21 protein-coding genes and 1 riboswitch are annotated in these 24,996 nt (G+C 38.2%); of the genes, 13 read left to right on the top strand and 8 right to left on the bottom strand.

All coding sequences use genetic code 11. From position 1 onward, the window contains the following. The first annotated feature begins 65 nt into the window (after positions 1-65). Positions 66-2,075 carry a methionine--tRNA ligase gene (gene metG / locus IGJ87_RS09605; protein WP_002289325.1) on the top strand — a complete coding sequence of 670 codons (2,010 nt, stop codon included), beginning with the start codon at positions 66-68 and terminating at the stop codon, positions 2,073-2,075. 397 nt (positions 2,076-2,472) lie between these two features. Here metG and IGJ87_RS09600 read toward each other — a convergent pair whose 3' ends face one another. Next, on the bottom strand, positions 2,473-3,792 hold the full coding sequence (locus IGJ87_RS09600; RefSeq protein ID WP_113848360.1) for an IS1380-like element IS1678 family transposase: 1,320 nt from the start codon (positions 3,790-3,792) through the stop codon (positions 2,473-2,475). 450 nt (positions 3,793-4,242) lie between these two features. Beyond that, on the bottom strand, positions 4,243-4,830 hold the full coding sequence (locus tag IGJ87_RS09595) for a hypothetical protein (protein ID WP_002325419.1): 588 nt from the start codon (positions 4,828-4,830) through the stop codon (positions 4,243-4,245). A gap of 174 nt (positions 4,831-5,004) precedes the next feature. Here IGJ87_RS09595 and IGJ87_RS09590 point away from each other — a divergent pair, with 174 nt between their 5' ends. The 5 genes from IGJ87_RS09590 (at position 5,005) to IGJ87_RS09570 (ending at position 9,777) form a co-directional block, all read left to right on the top strand. Then, positions 5,005-6,327, top strand: a complete 1,323-nt coding sequence (locus tag IGJ87_RS09590; protein WP_002319648.1) for an APC family permease — start codon at positions 5,005-5,007, stop codon at positions 6,325-6,327. Between the two features lie 154 nt (positions 6,328-6,481). Then, positions 6,482-7,258 (top strand): TatD family hydrolase, encoded by a 777-nt coding sequence (locus IGJ87_RS09585; protein WP_002324188.1) that lies wholly within the window; start codon positions 6,482-6,484, stop codon positions 7,256-7,258. Continuing rightward, positions 7,251-7,820 carry a ribonuclease M5 gene (rnmV, locus tag IGJ87_RS09580; protein ID WP_002305490.1) on the top strand — a complete coding sequence of 190 codons (570 nt, stop codon included), beginning with the start codon at positions 7,251-7,253 and terminating at the stop codon, positions 7,818-7,820. The genes IGJ87_RS09585 and rnmV overlap by 8 nt, the downstream gene beginning before the upstream one ends. Next, positions 7,813-8,697: a 16S rRNA (adenine(1518)-N(6)/adenine(1519)-N(6))-dimethyltransferase RsmA gene (rsmA, locus tag IGJ87_RS09575; RefSeq protein ID WP_002294004.1), complete on the top strand. Its 885-nt coding sequence runs from the start codon at positions 7,813-7,815 to the stop codon at positions 8,695-8,697. Before rnmV ends, rsmA begins: the two co-directional genes overlap by 8 nt. Positions 8,698-9,147: 450 nt before the next feature. Continuing rightward, a complete protein-coding gene (locus IGJ87_RS09570; RefSeq protein WP_317756736.1) occupies positions 9,148-9,777 on the top strand; it encodes a hypothetical protein in 630 nt (209 codons plus the stop codon). A gap of 122 nt (positions 9,778-9,899) precedes the next feature. On the opposite strand, the gene IGJ87_RS09565 is transcribed toward IGJ87_RS09570, so the two are convergent. Then, positions 9,900-11,009 carry an ABC transporter ATP-binding protein gene (locus tag IGJ87_RS09565; protein ID WP_002338684.1) on the bottom strand — a complete coding sequence of 370 codons (1,110 nt, stop codon included), beginning with the start codon at positions 11,007-11,009 and terminating at the stop codon, positions 9,900-9,902. Positions 11,010-11,217: 208 nt separating this feature from the next. On the opposite strand from IGJ87_RS09565, the gene mgsA reads away from it, so the two are divergent. Continuing rightward, on the top strand, positions 11,218-11,640 hold the full coding sequence (gene mgsA / locus IGJ87_RS09560) for a methylglyoxal synthase (RefSeq protein WP_002291069.1): 423 nt from the start codon (positions 11,218-11,220) through the stop codon (positions 11,638-11,640). A 186-nt stretch (positions 11,641-11,826) separates the two neighbouring features. After that, positions 11,827-11,925: riboswitch (THF riboswitch) on the top strand. A 37-nt stretch (positions 11,926-11,962) separates the two neighbouring features. Further along, positions 11,963-12,499 carry a folate family ECF transporter S component gene (locus IGJ87_RS09555; protein WP_002289509.1) on the top strand — a complete coding sequence of 179 codons (537 nt, stop codon included), beginning with the start codon at positions 11,963-11,965 and terminating at the stop codon, positions 12,497-12,499. A 39-nt stretch (positions 12,500-12,538) separates the two neighbouring features. Here IGJ87_RS09555 and IGJ87_RS09550 read toward each other — a convergent pair whose 3' ends face one another. The 5 genes from IGJ87_RS09550 to IGJ87_RS09530 all read right to left on the bottom strand — a co-directional run bounded on the left by IGJ87_RS09550 (position 12,539) and on the right by IGJ87_RS09530 (position 19,426). Beyond that, positions 12,539-14,302 (bottom strand): ABC transporter ATP-binding protein, encoded by a 1,764-nt coding sequence (locus tag IGJ87_RS09550; protein WP_002289511.1) that lies wholly within the window; start codon positions 14,300-14,302, stop codon positions 12,539-12,541. 2 nt (positions 14,303-14,304) lie between these two features. After that, positions 14,305-16,020 (bottom strand): ABC transporter ATP-binding protein, encoded by a 1,716-nt coding sequence (locus tag IGJ87_RS09545; RefSeq protein WP_002294013.1) that lies wholly within the window; start codon positions 16,018-16,020, stop codon positions 14,305-14,307. Positions 16,021-16,282: 262 nt separating this feature from the next. Next, positions 16,283-17,455: an IS256-like element IS1542 family transposase gene (locus IGJ87_RS09540; RefSeq protein WP_002323245.1), complete on the bottom strand. Its 1,173-nt coding sequence runs from the start codon at positions 17,453-17,455 to the stop codon at positions 16,283-16,285. Between the two features lie 144 nt (positions 17,456-17,599). Next, positions 17,600-18,553 (bottom strand): IS30 family transposase, encoded by a 954-nt coding sequence (locus tag IGJ87_RS09535; protein ID WP_113787883.1) that lies wholly within the window; start codon positions 18,551-18,553, stop codon positions 17,600-17,602. Between the two features lie 648 nt (positions 18,554-19,201). Further along, positions 19,202-19,426 (bottom strand): hypothetical protein, encoded by a 225-nt coding sequence (locus tag IGJ87_RS09530; protein WP_002294014.1) that lies wholly within the window; start codon positions 19,424-19,426, stop codon positions 19,202-19,204. A 190-nt stretch (positions 19,427-19,616) separates the two neighbouring features. Between IGJ87_RS09530 and IGJ87_RS09525 the strand changes: the two genes are divergently transcribed. The 5 genes from IGJ87_RS09525 (at position 19,617) to IGJ87_RS09505 (ending at position 24,980) form a co-directional block, all read left to right on the top strand. Continuing rightward, positions 19,617-22,394 carry a sigma 54-interacting transcriptional regulator gene (locus IGJ87_RS09525; protein WP_002287111.1) on the top strand — a complete coding sequence of 926 codons (2,778 nt, stop codon included), beginning with the start codon at positions 19,617-19,619 and terminating at the stop codon, positions 22,392-22,394. Between the two features lie 80 nt (positions 22,395-22,474). After that, complete coding sequence (locus IGJ87_RS09520; protein ID WP_002294017.1) at positions 22,475-22,894, top strand: PTS sugar transporter subunit IIA; 420 nt, start codon at positions 22,475-22,477, stop codon at positions 22,892-22,894. A gap of 11 nt (positions 22,895-22,905) precedes the next feature. Then, positions 22,906-23,376, top strand: coding sequence for a PTS sugar transporter subunit IIB (locus IGJ87_RS09515; protein WP_002287114.1), 471 nt, complete (start codon positions 22,906-22,908; stop codon positions 23,374-23,376). Positions 23,377-23,392: 16 nt separating this feature from the next. After that, the gene (locus IGJ87_RS09510; RefSeq protein ID WP_002287115.1) at positions 23,393-24,172 is read left to right on the top strand and encodes a PTS mannose/fructose/sorbose/N-acetylgalactosamine transporter subunit IIC; all 780 of its coding nucleotides are present in this window, start codon (positions 23,393-23,395) and stop codon (positions 24,170-24,172) included. After that, entirely contained in the window at positions 24,159-24,980 is an 822-nt protein-coding gene (locus IGJ87_RS09505; protein WP_002287116.1) for a PTS system mannose/fructose/sorbose family transporter subunit IID, read from the top strand. Before IGJ87_RS09510 ends, IGJ87_RS09505 begins: the two co-directional genes overlap by 14 nt. Positions 24,981-24,996 lie beyond the last annotated feature (16 nt).

The following is a 24,996-nucleotide window of genomic DNA, read 5'->3' as shown; positions in this document are numbered from 1 at the left end:
GCTTTTTTTATGGTATACTAGCAAGGAAACGAATTCGCATCATGCGATAAAGGAGGAAGAGCCCCGTGGCAGAAAAGGAAACTTTTTATATCACTACGCCAATCTATTATCCAAGCGGCAAACTTCATATCGGCAACTCGTATACTACGATTGCATGTGACGCAATTGCTCGTTATAAACGGTTGATGGGCTTTGATGTGTTTTATCTTACTGGAGTGGATGAACATGGTCAAAAAATCGAAACCAAAGCAGAAGAACTAGGTGTAAAACCGCAAGAATATGTAGATAAAATGGCGGCTGATGTCAAGAAATTATGGAAAACGCTTGATATCAGTTATGATAAATTCATTCGAACGACAGATGATTACCATAAAGCAGCTGTTCAAAAAATATTTGATCGTTTATTAGAACAGGGAGATATTTACTTAGGTGAATATGAAGGCTGGTACTCTGTTTCTGACGAAGAATTCTTTACAGAAACACAACTTGCAGAAGTGTACAAAGATGACGAAGGTAATGTGATCGGTGGTAAAGCGCCAAGTGGACACGAAGTAGAATTGGTAAAAGAAGAATCATACTTCTTCCGCATGAGCAAATACGCAGACCGTCTGTTGGAATACTATGAAGAACATCCCGAATTCATCCAGCCAGAATCTCGTAAAAACGAAATGATCAACAACTTTATCAAACCAGGATTAGAAGATCTTGCAGTTTCAAGAACAACCTTTACTTGGGGGGTACCAGTCAAGAGTGATCCGAAACATGTGGTGTATGTATGGATCGATGCATTATCCAATTATATTACTGCACTAGGATATGGCTCCGAAGATGAAAGTCTATTCGAAAAATACTGGCCTGCAGATGTTCAGATGGTCGGTAAAGAAATCGTTCGCTTCCATACGATCTATTGGCCAATCATGTTGATGGCTCTTGATTTGCCTCTACCTAAAAAAGTATTTGGGCATGGCTGGCTATTGATGAAAGACGGAAAAATGTCTAAATCAAAAGGAAATGTCGTTTATCCTGAAATGCTTGTGGAACGTTATGGTTTAGATGCACTTCGTTATTATTTGCTTCGTGCTGTACCGTTTGGGTCAGATGGTGTCTTTACGCCAGAAGATTTTGTTTCCCGTGTCAATTATGATCTGGCAAATGATCTAGGGAACTTATTGAATCGAACGATTGCTATGATCAACAAATATTGTGATGGACTCGTTCCTGACTATGCCTCACTTGTCACTCCATTTGACAGTGAACTGTCTACGACGGCTGCTAACGTTGTCGGACGTTACCATGATGCAATGGAAAAAATGGAATTCAATACAGCGTTGGCTGAAATCTGGGTGCTGATTTCTCGTGCAAATAAATACATTGATGAAACAGAACCATGGGTATTAGCAAAAGACGAAGAAAAGAAAGCTGAATTGAATAGTGTCATGATCCATTTAGCTGAATCTTTGCGTATCGCAGCGATATTACTTCAGCCAATCATGACAGAAACGCCAGAGAAGATCTTCAATCAACTAGGATTGGACTCTGAAACAATGAATCTTGAAGGATTACACTTTGGCGAATTTCCTTCAGGAACAAAAGTAGTTGCAAAAGGTACACCAATCTTCCCACGTTTAGATATGGAAGAAGAAGTTGCTTTTATTCAAGAAAAAATGTCTGAAGGTACTCAAACAAACGAAGATACAGTCAAATGGGATCCAGAAGAAACAGAACTTGTTTCAACGAAAGAAAAACAAATCAAATTTGATGTATTTGAAAAAGTAGAACTAAAAGTAGCAGAAGTCATCAACTGTCAAAAAGTAGAAGGGGCAGATAAGTTGCTGCAATTCCGACTAGATGCTGGAGACAGCCAAGACCGTCAAATCTTGTCAGGAATCGCTGAATTTTATCCTGATCCAAGCGAATTGATCGGGAAAAAAGTCGTCATTGTAGCAAATCTGAAACCACGAAAGATGCGTGGACAAATCAGTCAAGGAATGATCCTTTCTGCAGAAGCACCAGATGGCTCTTTACAAGTGATCGAAGCACCAAAATCCATGCCAAATGGCTCAGAAATCGCATAGAAATTCAAAGGGGGTATGACACTAGTTGTGTCATACCCCCTTTTTCCGAAATTTGAGAAGCAATTTTCGTAAATTCCTTCTTATTACTCGAAGCCAATCATATAATACAGAAACAGAGAACTATCCAAAATAAATCCTAGAAAAAGAAGTACGAGCTTCGCTGATTTTTGTTAATTTAGAATAATACTAATAGGCCTGAATAATTCATAGCTTTAATTCTTTGGCACATTTTATTGAAATATGTATCACTAATATCCCTATCAACTGATTTTGACTAAAAAGTTACTTCAAACATTCACTGTTCAAAAATATTGAGGAATAAATTTTGGGTGTAAGGCATTTTGAGCATACTTCTCCCTGGATAACTTCCCAGTAAAAAAATCGTTAGATTGTTGGATTAGATCCATTGACTGGCTCGCCTCAGGCGAGCAAAGACCCTGTAGAATTCATTCTGATACACATGATAACTAGATAATTTGAGATAGACTCGTCTACCCGTTTGGACTAATTTCCCAGCAACTTTCAGAAACTTCAATCGAATAGAATGAATGGTCATTCCCTTTTGGACTTCTTCAAAGCCAATCGTTCTTAAGAAGTTGACTAAGTTGTAAGCTATCAAGCTGAGCATCATTCGGACATGATTCTCCAAAAAGCGAGGACTGTCTGTTTTGTCAAAGTAAAAGCCAGCTTTCGCTTCTTTAATGAAGTTCTCCATTGTGCCACGTTTGGCATAGATAGAAAAGATGGTATCAGGAGAAACATTTTCTGATAGATTCGTCACGATAAATTCATGTCGAAAGAGTAGTTCGCCCGCTTCACGTGTTGAGCGTATACACACGCGACGACTTTGTGACCAGGATTGTGCTTGATAAGTGATCGAGAAGTACTGAACTTCTCGTTCTTCCCACTTTTGATTATCGCCATAAAGTACTGATTTCTCAGCTATTTGACCTAGTCTACGATTATTCTTCAGTCGAATAACATAATGACTCTTTTTTGATTCACACGAATCATACACACCAGGTGTAGCGAACCCGCTGTCTCCACGAACCAAGATGTCAGTGTTTGGTAGAGAGTGATTATAGTGCTCTAATAAAGGTGTGAGAAACTCCTTTACGCCTTTTGATGTATATTGATTTCCTGAACGTAGTTCAGCTTTTAAGAAGTCACCAGTCAATCCGTCAAAAGCTACCAATGGATGGTAACCATAGGTTTGGTAGTGTGTATTATAATTCGTTTGTTCTTGGTGACCAAATGTATCTGAATGGGTCGAATCTAAATCAATGATTAATTCCGTATCATTACGGATGAGGCGTGCTTTATCGATAAGTTCTTGGTTCAAAGCTTGAAGTTCATGGATATTCTCCTCAGATAGTCGATCTAAAAATCGGGAAAGTGAAGATTGAGAAGCGAGTTCTTTCCTATCTAAAACAGCTTTAAACACAGGATCTTGTCTCAGGAGATTAGCTGCAGAATCAGCTGAGTAACCAGCAATTAATTGCATAATGAACTGCTCAAGTATGGATAAGTTGTCATGAGTAAAATACGCTCGTTCGTCTTCAATGTGAATGTGTTGCTTAGCCAGTTCAGAAAAACCAAAGATGTTCATCAGCTCTTTCACTAGGACGAGACCCGAATCACTCGATAATTGACCACCTGTATGAGAAATAGTGATATTTGAATTGAATTTTACTTGGTTTTTGTGTAAGCTAGTCATGAAAAGAACTCCTTTCTTTTGGTTGGTTTAGTCACTTTAACCATAGCAGAAAGGGGTTCTTTTTTCATCACTTAACGGGTGAAGATGAAAAAGTAATTGTAAGCTGCCGTGAGGCAGTTTCACATGGTTTTAATTAAAAGTATGAATTATTCAGGAATAGGATAGGAATCGTAAAAACAGAAAAAAAGCATAATGATAAAGGGTCGGGCAGATTTTAATTGATTCATCTGGTACTCTTTTTTATTATCCTTACATTCATAAAGTTTGAATGCAATGACTTTGTTACATCTATATTTATATCTAACAGTAGCGTTGATGTGTTAATTCTAAGTTCTATCACTTTATGTTCAATTAGTTTGTGTTCTTATATGTGTGATTGAAAATATAGATAAAAAAACAATCATCGGCTTTGACTTCGATGATTGTTTTCTTTATTTTGTAAAAATCCTATCACTTGATTTTATGGTAACCTTTTATTTTTGTCTTCAAACGGCTTGGTAAGAGAGCAGTAAGCAGTGCAAATGGGATCGAAAAGACATACCAGAAAATCGTACGTCCGATACCATAATGTTGATAGAGCTTTGTCAACATCACGTGTAACAAGATCAAGCCTAAAAGCAAGGAGCCAGCTATAAACCAATGATTATCCCAATGCATGACTTCACTAAGTGCCATCACTCCAAAAGGATAGAAATAAAAATAGATCCCGACTAAGGTCATCCGCCAGTTCTTTGTAAATGTTCCGATATTCAATAAAAAGAAAATCGCTGAAAGCAAAATACCGATAGGCGGAAAAAGCCCAACCAAAAAGGAATACAACATCCCCCACAAGATCATCACAGGACCTTTGATCAATGCAACGATTGCGATGAACAAAGTCAGCAATATTAGTTTTTGTGATAACGTTGCAACAGTCATTAATCCAAATAAAATTAATGTGAACCAATGCCAACGGGACTGCTGTTGTTCTTTACGGGAAAAATCGACCCGGTTGGATAAATAATCTGCTAATTTCGGATAAGAACGCTTAAAATCCATAAACTGTTCCTCCTTCGTGGAAAAGGTAGGTTTAGTATACGAAAAATAAAAAAGAAATACATCCGTCTTAAGAGGGAGTTTTTCACTGAAAGTGGAGAAAAAAGAATGGTAAATTAAAATATTCTCAGTTATACTGAAAATTATACCAAATTTCAAAGAAGAAAGAGGATGGGAATGAAAGGCAAACTAAAACGAGAAATCAATCTGTTTGGCGCATTAGCTACCGTTATGGGAACCGTGATCGGTGCAGGCGTCTTCTTCAAAACTGCTGCTGTTACTGCTAGTACTCAGTCTACAAGTTTGACATTGCTAGCTTGGCTTTTGGGTGGTTTCTTAACGATCTGTGCTGGATTGACAGTGGCTGAATTAGCTACAGCAATCCCGGAAACTGGTGGAGCTGTAAAATATATTGAAGCTGCGTATGGAAAATTGCCCAGCTTTTTATTAGGATGGGCGCAAAGCTTGATTTACTTTCCTGCTAATATTGCTGCATTATCGATTATCTTTGCGACACAATTGACGAACTTATTACAATTATCTACCGATTATCTTTTGTTGATTGCAGTGATCACCGCTGTTTCTGTGACAGGGTTGAATTTGTTAGGGACAAAAGTCGGTGCTTCTGTACAATCAGTGACGTTGATTGTTAAATTAATACCAATTGCTGTGATTGTCATATGGGGATTATTGACCCCAGGACAAGGAACTGTCCAGTTATTTCCAATCGAAGCTGGAAAAGATGTTACTTTTGTCGAAGGATTGAGCAGTGCGTTGTTAGCAACGTTATTTGCTTATGACGGCTGGTTAGGTGTCGGTGCAATGGCAGGGGAAATGAAACGGCCGGAAAAAGATTTGCCTAAAGCAATTATTCTTGGTTTGAGTTTTGTAACAGTCGTTTATCTATTGATCAATTTTGTTTTTTTGAAAACTTTGCCGATTGATCATCTTGCCGGTAATTTGAATGCAGCTTCTGAAGCATCAGACGTCATTTTTGGGGGAATCGGTGGAAAGCTGGTCACTATTGGGATCTTGATCTCGGTATACGGTGCATTGAACGGTTATACACTAACTGGGATCCGTGTGCCTTATGCGATGGCTTTAGAAGACGAGCTACCTTTCAGTAAACAGCTGACAAAGCTTTCAAAGAAGTTTACGGTTCCTTATGTTCCTGCGATTTTCCAGTTAGCAGTAGCTTGTATTATGATGAGCCTTGGTTCTTTCGACTTTTTAACAGATATGTTGATTTTTGTGATGTGGCTATTCAGTTTACTGATTTTTATCGGTGTCTTTATTTTAAGAAAAAAAGCGCCGGAATTGCCACGTCCATATAAAGTACCACTTTATCCAATCGTTCCGATTATTGCGATTCTCGGCGCTATTTTCATTTTAGGTATGACGATGATGACGCAAACGAAATTAGCATTGATCGGTATAGGTGTTACCTTGATAGGTATCCCAGTCTATTATCAAAAAAAGAAAAAACGCTCAGAAGAGTAAAATATTTCAACAACAGACAGAAAAAGTACGAACTAGGTCCTCTAGATCTTCGTGCTTTTTCTATTTCAATAAAACAAGTTCTTCTATTTTGATTTTTGCTACTTCTGCAAGTAGTGCTTATGTGCTAAAGTAAGAATGAAAAGGAGAGATAAACATGATATTTGATTCTCATACCCATTTAAATGCTGAACAGTTCAATGAAGATATTCCAGAAACGATTCAGCGAGCACAAGAAATGGGGGTAACGAAAATGGCGGTCGTGGGCTTCGATACGCCAACGATTGAAAAGTCTTTGCAATTAAGCCATGACTATCCAAATATATACAGTATTATCGGCTGGCATCCGACAGAGGCTGGCAGTTATACGAAAGAAATCGAAAATAAATTACAAGAACAATTGACTTTACCAAAGGTTGTAGCATTAGGGGAAATTGGCTTGGATTATCATTGGATGGAAGACCCGAAAGAAGTCCAAGATAAAGTATTTCGCAGACAGATTGCTATCGCAAAAGAAATGAACCTACCAATCAGTATTCATACTAGAGAAGCACTTGAAGACACGTATCAAATCCTAAAAGAAGAAGATGTTCGAGATATCGGTGGAATCATGCATAGTTTCAGTGGTGATTATGAATGGGCAAAACGATTTCTTGACTTAGGGATGCATATTTCATTTAGCGGTGTCGTCACTTTCAAAAAAGCATTAGACGTCCAAGAGGCTGCAGCAAATGTACCAATCGAACGATTACTTGTGGAAACAGATGCCCCTTATCTGGCACCAGTTCCTTTTAGAGGAAAGCGGAATGAACCAGGCTATACTCGTTATACAGTAGAAAAGATTGCTGAACTTCGGAATCTTCCGACAGAAGAAGTGGCTGCCCAAACATGGACAAATACGCACCGATTATTTGGTCTAAGCGAACATGGATAAGATGAAGATCCAAGAGATTATAGTCGTTGAAGGAAAAGACGATACAAGAAGGCTGCGGGAAGTAGTTGATGCAGATACGATAGAAACAATAGGGTCTGCAATCAATGAAGAGATTCTGATGCAAATTGAACATGCCCAAGAGACTCGTGGAGTGATCGTTTTTACCGATCCTGATTTTTCGGGAGAAAAAATAAGAAAAATCATTATGGAAGCTGTTCCTCAGGCAAAACATGCTTTTTTGCCGCGCACACAAGCTAAACCAAAGAAAAAGGGAAGCCTTGGTGTCGAGCATGCAAGTGATGCTGCTATTTTAGAAGCATTGAAAAAGGTCGTGACGCCAGACATTTCCCAAACGGCTGTTTCTGAAATCACTAGACAAGACCTTTTAGACTATGGTTTAATAGCTGGGGCACAAGCAAAAGAAAAACGAGAAAAACTAGGTGACGAGTTGCGCATCGGTTACACGAACGGCAAACAATTGGAAAAACGTTTGAAGATGTTTCGTATTACGCCGAAAGAACTCGCCCAAGCAATGAAAATAGTGGAGGAACAACATGAGTGAATATCGTGAAATTGCGACACCCTCTAGAACAAAAGAGATTTTATTGAAACATGGTTTTTCATTTAAAAAAAGTTTAGGACAAAATTTTCTGACTGAACCAAATATTTTAAGGAAAATCGTAGAAACTGCGCAAATAGATGAACATACGAACGTGATCGAAGTTGGACCAGGAATCGGTGCATTGACGGAACAATTAGCCAAGCATGCAAAACAAGTCGTAGCATTTGAGATCGATGATCGTTTGATCCCTGTATTGGCTGATACGATGCAACCCTATGACAATGTGACTATTGTACATCAAGATATTTTAAAGACCGATTTGTCAACAGCTGTTAGAGAAACATTTCATGAGGAGCTTCCGTTAAAAGTCGTAGCGAATTTACCTTACTATATTACGACACCGATCATGATGCATTTTCTTGAATCAGATTTGGTTGTGGATGAACTAGTCGTCATGATGCAAAAAGAAGTAGCTGATCGTATCTCTGCTGAACCAGGAACGAAAGCTTATGGTTCATTATCGATTGCTGTTCAATATTATATGGAAGCCAGTTTAGCATTCATCGTACCAAAAACAGTATTTGTCCCTCAGCCAAATGTAGATTCAGCGATTTTGAAACTGACAAGAAGAGATATACCGGCAGTCGAAGTGACAGACGAAAAAGCATTTTTCCGATTGACAAAAGCGGCATTTCAGCAAAGAAGAAAAACGCTTTGGAATAACTTGCAGCATTCGTATGGCAAAGATGACCAGACAAAAGCATGGTTAGCAAAAAGCTTGGAAACAGCTGGAATCGATCCAAAACGTCGTGGGGAGACTTTGTCATTACAAGAATTCGCCGCATTAAGCAATGCGATGTCAGAAAATATGCAGTAAAAAAAGAGGTTGTGACAGAAGTTGTGAAAAAGCTGTCCTGCATCAAGTAATAAGAACAGCCAAACAAAAATAGTTCCTCATGTTTTTCGTTTGTTTGGGCTTATTACCGCAGATGCAAGCTTTTGAACACCGTTTAAGAAAGAGGTTGTGGGCCTGCCGTTTAACCCTAAGTCACAAGGAACAATTTCAAAAAACAGCTTCTCATGTTTTTGAGTTAGTTGGTCTTATTACTTGATACAAGCTTTTGACCACTATTATGCCGAACAAGGAGATGTGACACAAATTTTGTCACATCTCCTATTTTTGTTTCTTAATCAAAAAATTCTTATACTTGATACTCACACTCATTTTGTATGGATTTAGAAAAGAATATGTGTCTTGACAGTTATTAGTAAGTGAGTTATACTAAGTCGACATTTATGTGTCAAGACATATTAGGAGAGAGAAAAAATGAGAAAAAATTCAGTTCGAAAACTAACGATTTCTGCTTTATTGATTGGGATGGGGGTCATTATCCCAATGGTCATGCCTAAAATCATGATTCCACCAGCTTCCTTTACTTTGGCGTCTCATGTGCCATTATTTATTGCGATGTTTTTTACACCAGGAGTTGCAGTGGCTGTTGCGCTAGGTACGACATTTGGTTTCTTTTTAACAACGCCGGTTATCATCGCATTGCGAGCATTGTCACATCTTGTGTTTGCGTTGATTGGGGCTTGGTACTTGCAAAAGCATCCGAGTATCGTTTTAAAAAATGGACAGTTTACTTTTGCTAATTGGCGTTTCCAAGGGTTCAATTTTGTGATCGGTGTGATTCATTCTTTAGCAGAAATGCTAGTAGTCAGCATCTTTTACTTTATTGGTAATATGCCTGAAACATATTATTCTCAAGGATATTTTTATACAGTATTCATCTTGATGGGGATTGGTGGGCTCATCCACAGTTTAGTTGATTATAATATTGCTTATTTTATAGCAGGAACACTCAGCAAATATTTTGATATCCCCGTATTTACGGCAGCAAAAAAAGAAAATCGGAAAGATTCGATTCAAGGGTACGCGAAGAAAACGACATATTAGACATGATCTCTCAAAAAAAAACTCTCATCTAGTAATGGATAATAAATCCTCTAAGATGAGAGTTTTTTGTCCTAAAAAGAGCTGCACCAACATCTTCTGGCACAGCTCTAACAGGGGGCAATTTATGGAAGTTTGATGACTTGTTCTGTTTCTTTATCAAAGAAGTGGCCCTTGCTGATGTTGAAGGCAAGGTCGACTATTTCGCCTGGTTTATGGAAATCTCTTGCATCTACTTTTGAGATGAACTCAGTAGAACCAGTTTTTGTGTAAAGCATCGTTTCAGCTCCAAGTAATTCGGAAACGGCAACTTCTGATTTGACTACGGCTTCAGGTGAAGCTTCAAGGGCTACTTGTTCACTGTGGATGTCTTCTGGACGAATACCGAAGATAACTTCTTTTCCTTCATAACCTTTTTCAACTAATACTTTGTTTTTCCCTTCAGGAATACGAAGCTTAAGCCCATGTCCATCTGTGATAACACCATTTTTCAATGTCACATTAAAGAAATTCATGGCAGGAGATCCAATAAAGCCGGCAACGAACATATTGACGGGTGTATCATAAACTTCTTTCGGTGTACCGATTTGTTGGATAAATCCGTCTTTCATGATAACGATTCGGTCAGCCATAGTCATTGCTTCTGTCTGATCGTGAGTAACATAGATGGTCGTTGTTTCAAGACGCTGGTGAAGTTTGGCAATCTCAGCACGCATGGCTACACGTAATTTAGCATCTAAATTTGATAATGGCTCATCCATTAAGAAGACTTTTGCATCCCGAACGATTGCCCGTCCCAATGCCACACGTTGGCGTTGTCCACCAGATAAAGCAGCTGGTTTTCGTTTCAAGTATTCTGTCAGACCTAAGATCTCTGCTGCATTGTCCACACGTTTTTTGATGTCTGCTTTATCATATTTACGTAATTTCAAGCCAAAAGCCATATTATCAAAAACAGTCATATGAGGATACAATGCGTAGTTTTGGAAAACCATGGCAATATCACGGTCTTTAGGTGCCACGTCATTCATGATTTTTCCGCCGATATTTAGTTCTCCTTCAGAGATATCTTCCAGTCCCGCGATCATTCGCAAAGTAGTTGACTTTCCACAACCGGAAGGACCAACAAAAACGATAAATTCACGGTCTTTGATTGATAGATTAAAATCAGTTACAGAATAATTTTCTGCATTGTCATATTTTTTATATACGTTTTTCAGAGCCATTTCTACCATAATACGTTCCACACTTTCTTTTTTAGTTTTATTAACTATTTAAAGTATAAATGAAAGCGTTAACTAACTTCAATGTCATGTTGAACAAGAATTTTTTCTTTTTTTTGTCAATGTGCTAGTTTTAAGCTTTAATAAATATCCATAAGAAATAAAAACTGATACACTGGAGTAAATAAGTATGTTAACAATATCAAAAGGAGTGTCTCTTATGAAAATCGCTTTGATCGCTCATGACCGAAAAAAACCTATGATGGTGAAATTAGCAACAGCGTATAAAACAATATTGGAAAAACATGAACTTTTTGCTACCGGGACGACTGGACAGAGGATCACGGAAGCAACCGGCTTGCCGATCCATCGGTTTAAATCCGGACCGTTAGGCGGGGATCAGCAAATTGGAGCCATGATTTCGGAGGATCAGTTAGATTTGGTGATTTTTCTTCGAGACCCGCTGGCTGCACAGCCCCATGAACCAGATGTAACAGCACTTATCCGTTTATCTGATGTCTATGAGATTCCGTTAGCTACGAATATCGGAACAGCTGAGGTGCTACTAAGAGGACTGGAAGCCGGCTTCCTAGATTTTCGAAGAATCGTCCATGAAATAGACAAGCGTCCACTTTCATTTTGATGGATAAGCGTATGGAAAAATAACGTTTAATGTTCGCCTATATGTAGCTATAAAAGCTAAACAAACTGATAATATGCGATATAATACGAACGTATTGGATAATATAAACAATAATATTAGTTTTTCGTATTTGCAGTAAATGTGAAAATATGCTATAGTTTCTGTGGGAAAAGATCCCAAAAATAATACAGAGTAGAAAATAAAGCGTTAAGTGCTAAGAGGATGGGATGTTGCCTCTTGGACGAAGGACGTAATGTTCGCGGTTTTATTTTCGCATTCGCTGCATGATACGATGTAGCAGCTCTTAAAGGAGATGCTAAAAATGAAGAAACACCGGTTAGACGCACGTATGATTGCTATTATGGGCTTATTGATTGCATTGATGGTCACTTTGTCCCGACTGGTAGCAATCGAGACCCCATTTATTAAAATCAGTGTCACATTTATTCCACAAGTGATCATGGGCATTCTTTTTGGTCCTTTTTGGTCAGGGATAGGCGCAGTTTTAGCTGATTTAGTAGGAATGGCCCTCTTCTCGAAATCTGCATTCTTTATTGGATTTACATTGAATGCATTTATTGAAGGAGCAATCTACGGATTCTTTTTCTATCGAAAAGAGATCACTTGGAAAAATGCCATTCTGGCTACGCTTAGTGTTACGCTGATCATCAACTTATTTTTGACACCATTATGGCTTGCGTTGATGTACCATGTGCCATTGTTCAGCTGGGTCGTTTGGGCGCCCCGCCTGTTAAAAACAGTAATATGGTTACCGATTCAATCAATTGCCATTTATTACGTAGGACGTAGTATTCCTTACAAAAAAATTTTAAGAAGTTTAGCGATCCACGCTAAATAAAAAACAAGCAGTCTTCCCATCCCAGAAGACTGCTTGTTTTTATTGTGCTGTGAATTGTGCTTGATAGAGCCGTCGGTAATAACCATCTTTTTGAAGCAGCTCATCATGGGTGCCCATTTCGACAATAGCTCCCTGATCCATCACTAATATCTGGTCCGCATTTTTGATTGTGGACAGGCGATGGGCAATCACAAAACTGGTTTTTCCTTCCATCATTGCTAAGAAGGCTTGTTGGATTTTTTTCTCTGTCAATGTATCGACTGAGCTGGTAGCTTCATCTAAGATCAACATAGGGGGATTACTGATCATCGTTCGAGCAATCGTCAACAGTTGGCGTTGTCCATCTGATATCTTTAACCCTTGACCGCCAATCTTAGTATCTAATTTTTCCGGCAAACGTTCTACAAATTCATACATATAAGAGGCTTTTAGGGCATCATTGATTTCTGCGTCACTTGCTTCCGGATTCCCAAAACGAAGATTTTCTCGCAATGTACTGTCAAATAGCCAAGTATCTTGTAACACCATTCCAAAACTTTTACGTAATGTATCACGTTGGATAGAGCGGATGTCATGGTCATCGACTGTAATTGTTCCTTTTGTTGTGTCATAAAAACGCATCAGCAAATTAACAAGTGTGGATTTTCCGGCCCCTGTTTTTCCTACTATAGCAATGGTTTGACCTGGATAAGCAGTAAAATTGAAATCTTCGATCAAACGCTGCTTGGGGTCATAAGAAAAAGAAACATGATCAAAAGAGACTTTTCCTTTGATATTTTTGGGTTCCAAGGCATAGGCATCTGGCAAATCAGGCTTTTCTTCTGGCTGATCGATCAAATCAAATGCTCGTTCTAGACCAGAAAAAGCGGTTTGCAGTTGTGTCGTGATTCCAGAAAGTTCGATAAATGGTTTAGAAAACTGACTTGAGTAGATCGTAAAGCTGGAAATCACACCAACAGTGATTGACGAACCACTCTTCAATGCCAATAGGCCGCCAACTAAACCAATCGATAAATAAGCAAGGTGATCTACAAAACGAGAAGACGGGTTTGTCAAGGAAGAAGAAAATTGTGCCCGTTGTCCTTTTTCATATAGATCAGCATTTAGCAGTTCAAATTGTTGTTGACTAGCTTCTTCTTGCTGAAAAGCTTTCACGATTTTCTGGTTACCGATTCGTTCGGTCACAAAGCCCGAGATATCCCCAATAATCCTTTGCTGTCTATCGAAATTTGTTTGTGAAGCACGAGCAACGATCCAACTCACAAGGAAAATAATTGGTGTAGAACAAAGAACGACCAATGTCAGAAGTGGACTTAGACGCATCATAAAAATAAACGAAAGAATGATGATTGCCACTCCAGAAAATAATTGATTGAAGGCCGCAGAAATTGCAATGGAAATATTGTCCATATCATTTGTAAATCGACTGACGATATTTCCGTGGGAGTTTTGATCATAATAACGAAGTGGCAATCGATTCAGATGAGCAAATGCATCTTTTCTTAATTTTGCAACGGATAAGTAAGCTAACCGATTGCTTAACACTTGGATGAGCCATTGACTGACTACGTTGATTAAAACGATACCACCGAATAGAATAAGTAAATGGAACAGTCGATTGAAGCGGACCTGTCCTTCTCCAATCATTTGATCGATACTTTGACCAATTTGTAACGTCATCACAACTGTTGCAATCCCATTGATGATTCCTAGTATCACAGCTAGCCAAATGTCTTTTGCATAGGCAGTAAGGTAAGGAATGAATCGGCGGAGCGTCTGCAAGGATAATTTTTTTACTTTCATAACTATTCTTCCTCCTGTGATGCGACGATTTCCTGATATTCTGCTGATTGAGCAAGTAATTCTTCATGGGTACCCTGAGCAGCAATCTTACCTTGATCCATCACTAAGATATGATGTGCTTCTTGAATAGAGCGGACACGTTGGGAGATAATAATCACTGTACTGCCAAGATAAGTCTGTAGCGCCTTACGCAAATCCAAGTCTGTTTGATAATCCAACGCACTTAAAGAGTCATCTAAAATCAGTAATGCTGGCTTGGCAATCAAAGCTCTTGCAATCGTCAGTCGCTGTTTTTGTCCGCCAGAGAAATTTTTCCCATTTTCCATGACTTTTGTATCTAAACCATTTGGAAGCTGACGGACAAATTCTTCTGCCTGAGCGATTTTCAGAGCTTCCCAACATTCTTTTTCTGTGGCGTCTTTCTTACCCCATTGAAGGTTTTCACGAATAGTCCCGGTAAATAGTACAGAAGTTTGGGGAACAAGAGCAATTTGCTGACGGAGATGATCCAGCTGCCAAGAACGAACATCCATTCCGTCCATTATAACTGTACCGGAACTGACATCATAGAAACGTGGAATCAATTGTGTCAAAGTCGTTTTCCCGCTTCCGGTTGGACCAATGATTCCAAGGACTGTATTTCGCTTCAGCTGAAATGTAATATTTTGGAGAGAAAGACCAGAATCAGGAGTATAACGGAAGTCAACATGGTCAAAAGCGATAATTGCTTCAGAAGAAAAATCGGGAGTAGTACTGACCTCAGCTTCAAGAATCGAATTTTCTGTGTCTAGCACCTCTTTCACCCGATTTCCTGAAGCTTCGGCACGTGTGAAGATCACGACGAGGTTTGAAACAACGATCAGTGCCAAAAGCATTTGATTCATATAATTGATCAAAGCAAGAACTTGTCCTTGTTGCAAGCTACCAATATTTACTTTGATCCCGCCAACTGTCAGCAAACAGATGATCCCGACATTCATGATCAAGGTTGTAGCAGGTGATAATAGGGCAGAGATATTGGAAACACGTAAATAATTGTTCGCTAGATCATTTGTGCTTTTATCGAACTTCTCTGTTTCTTTTTTTGTCTGCGCAAATGCGCGGATGACACGAACACCGCTAAGATTCTGACTAACGTGTTCATTGAGCTGATCTAGTTTTTCTTGCACTTTTTGGTAGAGAGGAACGGTTTTTTTGATGATAAAAAATAAAATGATTGAGAAAATAGGCAATAATGCTAAGAAAAACAGACCTACTTCCCAGTCGATCACAAAAGCCATGACCACTGACCCGATACTTAAAAACGGTGCTCTGATCAATAAACGAATGACCATTGCTAAAGCTAGCTGAAGCTGATTGATGTCGTTTGTCATTCGGGTGATCAAGGTATCTGTTCCAAAATGATTCAACTCGTTGTGAGAGAAAGTATTGATTTTTTTGATTAGCTGATTACGTAACTCTGTACCAAATCCTTGTGAAGCTACTGAAGCATAGTATTGGCAAATGATAGCACAAATCAGACCAATCACAGACATAGCGACCATCCATAAGCCCATTTCAATGATTTTTCCTCGGTCATTCATTTTTAGTCCATTATCGATCAAGGAAGCCATCATTAAAGGCAGGACAAGTTCGAAGACAGCTTCAAGAAATTTGAAGAACGGGCCCAAAATGATTTGCTTACGATAGTCTTTTGCATAACGTAATAACTGAATCATATGATTCCTCCTATTATTTATTTGTCCACAATTGAAAAAACAAGTACTACCACATTGTAGCTTAGGAAATTTAGAATGAAAAGAGAACAAGCCTTTTCATAAATGAAAGTTTTATTATGAAGAAGCTTTAGAAATTGAATAGACTATTTTTTTTAAAAAAAAGAAAATGAGAAAACATGCCAGTCTCTTCATTCATAGGAATGTCTATTTTAGTCAAGTCCATAATCCTGTGTAAAATACTATACAATGTTTTACCGGTCTCTCATTGATCAAACTTAATATATTTTCTTGTAGAACTGAGCCATTCGTCATGAAGGTCCATAAGGACAGCTCCAATTAATCGATTGGCAGACGTTCGGTTGGGAAAAATCCGAATAATCTTTTCTCTTCTGCGGACTTCCTGGTTCAGTCGTTCAAGAAGGTTGGTGCTTTTTAGCCGATTATGACTATTTCCGATAACCGTGTATTGAAAGGCATCTTCGAAGCCATTATCCAATATTTCGCAGGCTTTTGTATATTTAGGCTGGTCGATATATTCACCGACTAAGGCATTCTTAGCTGTTCGAGCGAGTTCAATATCCGTAAACTTAAAGATCGCTTTTACTGCTTCTCTAAACGGTTTTGAATTCTTTTTTGGAATGGAACTGAAGATGTTTCTTAAAAAATGGACCTGGCATCTCTGCCAACTTGCGTTGGTAAATGACTTACGAATCGCAGACACTAGGCCTTTATGGGCATCAGAAATGATGAGTTCTGTCCCCTTTAGGCCGCGTTCTTTTAAGTATTCAAAGAAGATGGACCATGTGTCATCACTTTCTTCATTTTGAATCATGAAGCCAATGATTTCACGGTCGCCACCTTCTGTTATCCCGATCGCAATATGGCAGCTTTTAGAAAGCACTCGATGGTCCTCACGGACTTTTATGTAGAGAACATCAGTCATCAGATAAGGATAATTCGTACCTGAGAGTGAACGGTTCTGCCATTCGTTGACCATCGGGTCTAACTGCTCAGTCAGGCTAGAAACAAAAGATTTCGATACAGATTTTCCACATAGCTCTTCAACAATCTTTGAAACTTTACGTGTCGAAACGCCCGAAACATACATCTCAAGCATTGAAGCGAGCAGTGCCTTTTCATTTCGCTGATAACGCTCAAACACCGTCGGTGAAAATTCACCATCACGTGTTCTAGGCACTTTTAATTCGAGTGTACCCACACGAGTCGTAAAGTCTCGCTCATAATAGCCATTTCTTTGACTCTGACGACTTTCTGAACGTTCATAGTCATCGGCTTGAATATATTCTGTTCGTTGATTTTCCATCAATTGGTTGAAAACAGTGGTTAAAATATTTTTAGAAACATCATCTTTTACCGAATGTTCAATAATACTTTGAACCTCTTCGTTGTTCAGTGTAAAATGTACTTGGGTCATGTAACGTCCTCCTGGGTATGTTTTTGTGGTTAAAAACATTGTACCGTAAAAGGGCTGTTACATGGCCTTTTATCTTTTACACAATTATATGGACTTTATCTCTATTTATTTTACTTAATTTTTCTATAAATATTATTTGTCAAATTAAGCGAGACAAAACTTTCCATTTACGTAACTCAAAAAAACTTCTAATGGTGTTTGGTAATTTAGTGATTTTCTAGGGATATGGTTTCTTTTGGACGCAACGGATGAGATGAATCCTTGATTGACTTGGTTGAAGTCCATTTCTTTTGGTAGTCCATCTTTTCGGAGGAGTCCGTTTGAATGTTCATTTAATCCCCGTTGGGAAGGCGTTCCTGGGTCTGCGAAATAAATATCAATATCATTCGTATTACTAATACTTTTCCAATTAGAGAATTCTTTTCCACAATCAAAGGTAATTGATTTGAAAAGATTTTTGGGTACGGATTGAAGCCATTCATTAATCGAATTTTCAATATCAACTGCCTTACGGCCTTCTGGTTTCAAGGCGATAATGGCTTTTGAAAGTCGCTCAACGAGCGTGATGACGGCACTTTTATGGTGGATGCCGACAATCGTATCACCCTCTAAATGTCCAAATTCTTCTTCGAAAACGACATAATCTTTTTTACGCTCAGAAATATTTCTTTTGAATGCCTGTTTTCCACGTTTTTCCTTATAACCATTTGGTTTTCGTTTTCCTTGCATCGGTAAATGTAAAACATTGAATTCTCCCGTCTTAAACCGGTGATAGAGGGTACTTACTGAACAAGAGAAGGTTCGCTCTGCACGGCCAATAATGACGTCTGGGGTCCAACCTTCAGTTGATCTTTTTGCAATGTATTCTTTTTCCTCAGCAGGAAAAATGATTTCGGTTCTCCCACAACGTCGCTTATTTTCTTTGTATTGTTCAAAGTATTCAAGTGCTGTTCCACCACATTTGAGAAAGTTATAGACATTGTAAATTGTTTGGCGTCCACGTTTAAGCTGTTTCGCAACGATAGCAACCGGAGTTTCTTGATGAAAATATGCTTCTATCATTACAAGCTCGTTTGGTGTAAGATGGGTATAAGTCATTTATGTTCACTCTCCTTGTATGCTTTAGCGGGTATTACAATTGGAGTGTAACATAAATGGCTTTTTTATTTGTCTCGCTTAATTATACAAACGGCGAAATGAATTCTGCATAAAAAATATATCAAATAAATGTTTATAGATGAAACTCTATTTACTTCTTTTTTAATTTGTTCTTGCAATCTTTTTTGCTACGTAATTTTTGTAAAAAAGTGGGTTGAGAGAAATCTAATTGATTTTCAAAGAAGGAGTATGAAAATGAGAAAAATATTTATTCGTTTATTGTGGGTACTATCTTAGAGGAATAAATAATAGTGGAGAAAACTATGGTTTGGCGCAGATTCTATCAGGTTTGATGGAACGAAGACAACCTCCCGACATCAAGTCAAAAGCTACTTGAGATTTTGATCTGAAAATAAAAAAAGAAAACAAGGTAGGAACATCAATGTTTCTACCTTGTTTTCGTAATCAATGGGAAAAAACTAAGAGTGGTGTACGTAATCAATAAAAAGGATGGTGACAACAGTACCTCTTTACTCTCTGAAAGCATCATAACTCGTTTTTCCTCATTATGCCAATAAATTGTTGTTATACCACATATAAGGATTTGTAATAGCTAAAAACAGACAGGAAAGTTGAAATCTGTGAATCTTATTTTGTATGGAAGGATTTATAGAACGCAAAAATCAAGATAAAGATGAATAAAAATCCTGTTTCGGCTATATATTGCGTATCTACGCCAATAAAACGAGTTTGTTCTGTCATAGCCATATAAAGCAAAGGCAAAAATACAACTACAGCGAGATAAGATCCGATGATTTCTCGAAAAGTTTTCCAGGAAGTATGTTTCCTGTTTTTATATTTATCCGATTTCATTGAATAGTCATAGCCTCCTTATTCTTTCATATGTTGAAATTCCAGTATAAAAACTGGAAGGAACTGTACGTTTTTTAGAATAAAAATTATAAGGGATAAGTAGGCTGCTGTCTATAATAAGATATATTTTTCAATTCTTTATTAAAGATTTTATTGACAAAATGAATCCGTTTTCTATGATGGAGGAGGGGTGAATAAGTTGTTGAAGAAGGAAATTTTATGTTACTTAGAGAACCAGACAGCCTTTTTCGATTTAGAACATATGAACGAGGTCTTTACAGCACAAAGGTTAGCTGATCATTTTGGGGTAAAAAGAAACACAGTCAGTCATTATTTGAACCAGTTAAATGATGAGCAACTACTAGTCAAAATCAATTCTCGACCAGTGATTTATTTCCACAAAGAAGCTTTTGAAAAACAATTTTTTAAGTTACGCACGAATTTTTATTTTTCTATCGATGATCTCAAAGAGGAACAGCCTTTTTTCGCGCAACCAAAAGACTTATTCTCTTTTATGATCGGATACGACGCCAGTTTGAAAGAAAGTATCGAACAAATCAAAACAGCTCTTTACTATCCAGATGGCGGATTACCACTTTTGATTACAGGCGAAAGTGGCACAGGTAAAAGTTATTTAGTTAATTTGGTCTATCAGTATTGTCTGCTTCATGATCTGCTAGAAGATTCTGCACCATTCATCACTTTTAACTGTGCACAATATGCAGATAATCCTGAACTTTTGACTAGCAATTTGTTTGGACATGTTAAGGGAGCGTACACTGGTGCAGAAGAAAATAAAAAAGGGGCTTTTGAAGCAGCAGATGGTGGGATCTTGTTTTTAGACGAGGTACATCGCTTAACACCAGAAGGTCAGGAAAAACTGTTCACCTATCTTGATCAAGGTGTGATTTATCGTATGGGAGAACCTAATTTGTCACGCCGGATCAAAACACGTCTCTTTTTTGCTACGACTGAAGAGATTACTAGTCATTTCTTAACAACTTTCATTCGAAGAATACCTATCCGAATCGAACTACCTGCACTTAATCAGCGTAGTCGTAATGAACGGCTAGAACTGATTTACTCTTTTTTTCTCGAAGAACAAAGAAAAATGGGGAGCCCTTTGTCAGTCAGTGGACCAGCTTTGTCACTTTTAACAAGTCAGAAATTATCCGGAAACATAGGAGAGCTGAAAAATATCGTCAAAGTTTCAGCAGCAAAAGCATATGCTGAACAGCGTGAACAGCCTGAAATCCATGTCACGATCCATCATTTGCAAAAAGAACTACTTGCGCAGCCTATTACTAAAAATACAGCACAGCAAGGAATCTATATTACGCAAGACCAGACCTTAGAGCAATTAATGGAGAAGCAACAGCCCGAACAGCAGCGAATCGTTAAAAGTTTTGAGCAAATCCTAATTGATTTCAAGAAAAATAACTGTCTGCTATATTCTTGCGAAGGAAAATTAAAGCAAGAAGTGATTCAATTATTTGATTTTTTGCTGTTTGAGACCAGTAGACAAGAAAAACACGAGCTGCTGGTTTATTGGACACAATCTATCCGAGAGACCTTTCGACAAATGGAAACTGCCTATCAAATCAAATTCGATGGAAACAGTGTCTATGCCTTGAGTTACTATCTCTATCAGCGAAGCACTATCAAATGGTTACCGGAAGAACATGATATTATCCAACTAATCAAAGAATTAGAACAACAAGTTTCTCAGTCTTATCCATCTAGTTATCACTATGTCCAACGAATTCTGGAATTAAGTAAGATCAAATTAGATATTGAAGACACAAGTATGGATCGGATTTTACTGACGATCTATCTAAAAAAAGCGAAATGGTCAAAAGAAAAACGACTGCCAAAAGCGATGATTGCTGCTCACGGTTATGCAACTGCTAGCAGTATGGCAAATGTAGTAAATCGTTTATTACAAGAGGATCTATTTGAATCATTTGATATGCCACTAGATGTCACACCACAGCAGATTGCTTCAGAAATCCTTGATTATTGCGAAAACAGCGATGTTTCAAATGGATTGATCATATTAGTAGACATGGGATCTCTGAAAGAAATCCATCAGTTTTTTAAAAAACAGTTATCCGTACCGCTTTTGATTTTGAATAATGTGACGACACCTTTAGCAATCACAGTAGGGGAATGCCTGCAAAAAAATGTATCATTAGAAGAGATAGCAGAAGAGACTGTTCGACAGATCCAGCCAGAATGGCGACTGCTCTATCCAGAGGAAAACAAACCCAAAGCACTCATTACTACTTGCTTCACTGGAATCGGTACGGCGGTCCACTTAAGTGAACTGCTAGAAAAAAGCTTACCTACGGCTTGTCAGTTGAAAATCATCCCATATGAATATCAGCAATTAAAAGATAAGAAAAACAGTGACCCATTATTTTCCATATACGAAGTCGTAGGAATGATTGGCACCACAGATCCTGATATCACCAATATCGACTATCTTTCATTAGAAGACCTCATCTCGGGGGAAAAGATGTCTGTACTAGCTGAATGGTTGGACACTACTATGAATGCTTCAGAGAAGGAAATATTCAATCAGCGCATCATTCGTAATTTTTCATTGGAAAAAGTACTGGATTCCGTGACTATTCTAGATACAGAGAAGGTGATGGGAGAAATCGATCATTTTATGAGAGAATTAGAGGTGCAGTTGAATCGAAGCATCAGCAATCCCAAAAAATTAGCGTTGTATGTCCATGTGAGCTGTCTCATTGAACGATTGATCCGACAAATGCCAATCGAAACCTATCAAGGATTAGAGAAATGGAAGCAGTGTCAAAAAGAAGGGTTATCTGCTATTAAATCTGCGTTTAGTGTCATTGAAGAGCATTATAGTGTCATGATCCCCAATTCTGAGATTGCCTATATCTATGATATTTTGAGTGAAGATACAGAGTTTCTCTCGATAGAAGAAGAATTTTGAACATAAGCAAGTTGTTGCCACTAATTTTGGCATGCAACTTGCTTTTTTAGTATGTGTAAGTGAAAAGAGGAGATGAAAAAGTGGATAGAGAAATTATCTTAGCTTCCCATGGAAAATTTGCTTCAGGGATATTAGATTCATTAGAGCTGATCTATGGGAAAAATCATTCTATTACTGTATTGGATTGCTATACTGATGAGAATTTTGATTTAGCGGAAACAGTAAGGCAGCTTTTTATGAGGTACAAAGATAAAGAAATCATTGTTCTGACGGATCTTTTTGGCGGAAGTGTCAACAACGAATTCTTACAATATATCAATCGGGATCATGTCTATCTCGTTGCCGGATTGAATTTGCCACTATTGATTGAGCTAGTATCTCGGTTGGACGCTGAAGTAGAGACAACTGTTTTGATCCAGCAGGTGCTAACTGATTCAAAAAAAATGATCCAGTTTTGTAACGAGCGGCTCAATCAGAAAATAGAAGAAGACGAATTTTAGGAGGAAGAAAAATGATTGTATTGACAAGAGTCGACCATCGGTTATTACACGGACAAGTAGCTTTTTCATGGACACAAACAATAGGCGCAGACTGTATTTTGATTGCTAATGATGATGTACCTACGAATGAGATACGAAAGACAACGATCAAATTAGCCAAGCCACAAGGAGTCAAACTAGTGATCAAATCAATTGATGACTCGATTGCCGCGTTGAAAAGCGGGGTGACAGATAAATATAAGTTATTCATCGTAGTGGAATCGATCGAGGATGCATATAAGCTGGCAGAAGCGTATCCAGAAATCAAAACCATCAACTTAGGAGGGATCAAGGCAAAACCTGGTACTCGCAGCATCGGAAAAGCGGTAAATATTTTACCAGAAGAGGAGGAACGCTTGAAACGATTAATTGACAAACAAATAGAAGTAGAAATCCGTCAAGTACCAGCAGATAAAAAAGTGGATGTAAGAGAAGTTTTGTAAGAAAGGAAGAACCTCAATGATTGTACAAGCAGTCTTATTAGGAATTGTTGCATTTGTCGCACAATCAGAATATGCACTAGGGACATCGTTGCTTTCTCGTCCGATTGTGACGGGGCTGTTTACAGGAATCGTGTTAGGTGATGTAAAAACTGGGATCATTATGGGCGCAACTTTAGAGTTAGCATTTATCGGATCGTTCTCAGTAGGTGCTTCGATTCCACCTGATGTTGTGACCGGTGGGATTTTAGGGACGGCTTTTGCTATTACAGCTGGAGCCGGTACAGAAACCGCGCTTTTACTAGGTTTGCCGATTGCTACGTTGACATTGATATTGAAAAATATTTACTTAGGGCTTTTGATTCCAATTATGAACCATAAAGCAGACAATTATGCAGAAGAAGGAAATTATAAAGGAGTCGAGCATATGCACTTGCTTGCCGGTATCGGTCTTTCCTTGATGCTTGGTGTTGTGGTAATGGTTTCTTATATGGTGGGAAGCAATACGATCGGAAATCTATTAAATATGATTCCTGACTTCGTTCAAAAGGGGTTGTCAGTAGCTACAGGGTTGATTCCAGCTCTTGGTTTTGCGATGCTTGCTCGTTTGCTGATCAACAAACAAGTTGCACCATATTTTTTCTTAGGTTTTGCTATAGCTTCTTACTTAGAGATTCCTGTGACCGGAGTAGCTATTTTTGGTGCGATTTTAGCAGTTGTGGTAGTCAATATTATGAATGTCCGTCAACTACCACTTCAAACAACTGCAGGGGAGGTAGAAGAAGATGAAGAATTCTGAGATCAAAAACAGCAAAATAACGAAAAAAGAGCTAAATCACGTATTTTGGCGTTCTTTTCAAATGGAGTTTTCTTGGAATTATGAACGTCAGATGAATATGGCTTATGTTTATGCAATGATTCCGATTTTGAAAAAGTTATATCAGTCGAAAGAAGAAATGGCAGCAGCTTTGAAACGGCATCTAGAGTTTTTTAACACGACCCCACATATCGTTACACTGATTTTAGGAATCACGGCTGCAATGGAGGAAGAAAATAAGGATGATCCTGAATTTGATGTGACTGCGATCGATAGTATCAAAACATCTTTGATGGGACCTCTTGCAGGGTTAGGAGATTCTTTCTTTTGGGGAACTTTGCGATTGATTGCCACAGGTGTGGGTACCTCTTTAGCCATGCAAGGAAATATTTTAGGCCCTATCTTGTTCATTTTGATTTTCAATATTCCGCACATTCTGTTTCGCTATCTAGCAACAGGTTGGGGATATCGCTTAGGAACGGGTTTTTTGAAAAAGATCCAGGCAAACGGTATGATGGAAAGTTTGACATTAGGCGCGTCTATTATTGGACTGATGGTCGTTGGAGCAATGACTGCCACGATGATCACCATCAATATTCCTTTAAAAATCGGTTCAGGAGAAAATGCTGTGACTGTTCAAAGTATTTTTGATGATATCGTTCCAAATATCTTATGTCTTGGAGCATTTGGCATAGTGTTTTATCTATTGAAGAAAGAAGTGAAACCATTAACGATCTTGATCGGACTAGCTTTCTTTGGAATTTTTGGTTCGTGGATAGGGATTTTTTAAAAAAGGAGCAGAGAAA

It is taken from the genome of Enterococcus sp. DIV1411a (genome assembly GCF_050531945.1).
Taxonomy (GTDB): Bacteria; Bacillota; Bacilli; order Lactobacillales; family Enterococcaceae; genus Enterococcus_B; species Enterococcus_B faecium.
The sequence above is the reverse complement of the archived record's forward strand: the minus strand, read 5'-3'. Positions and strand labels throughout refer to the sequence as shown.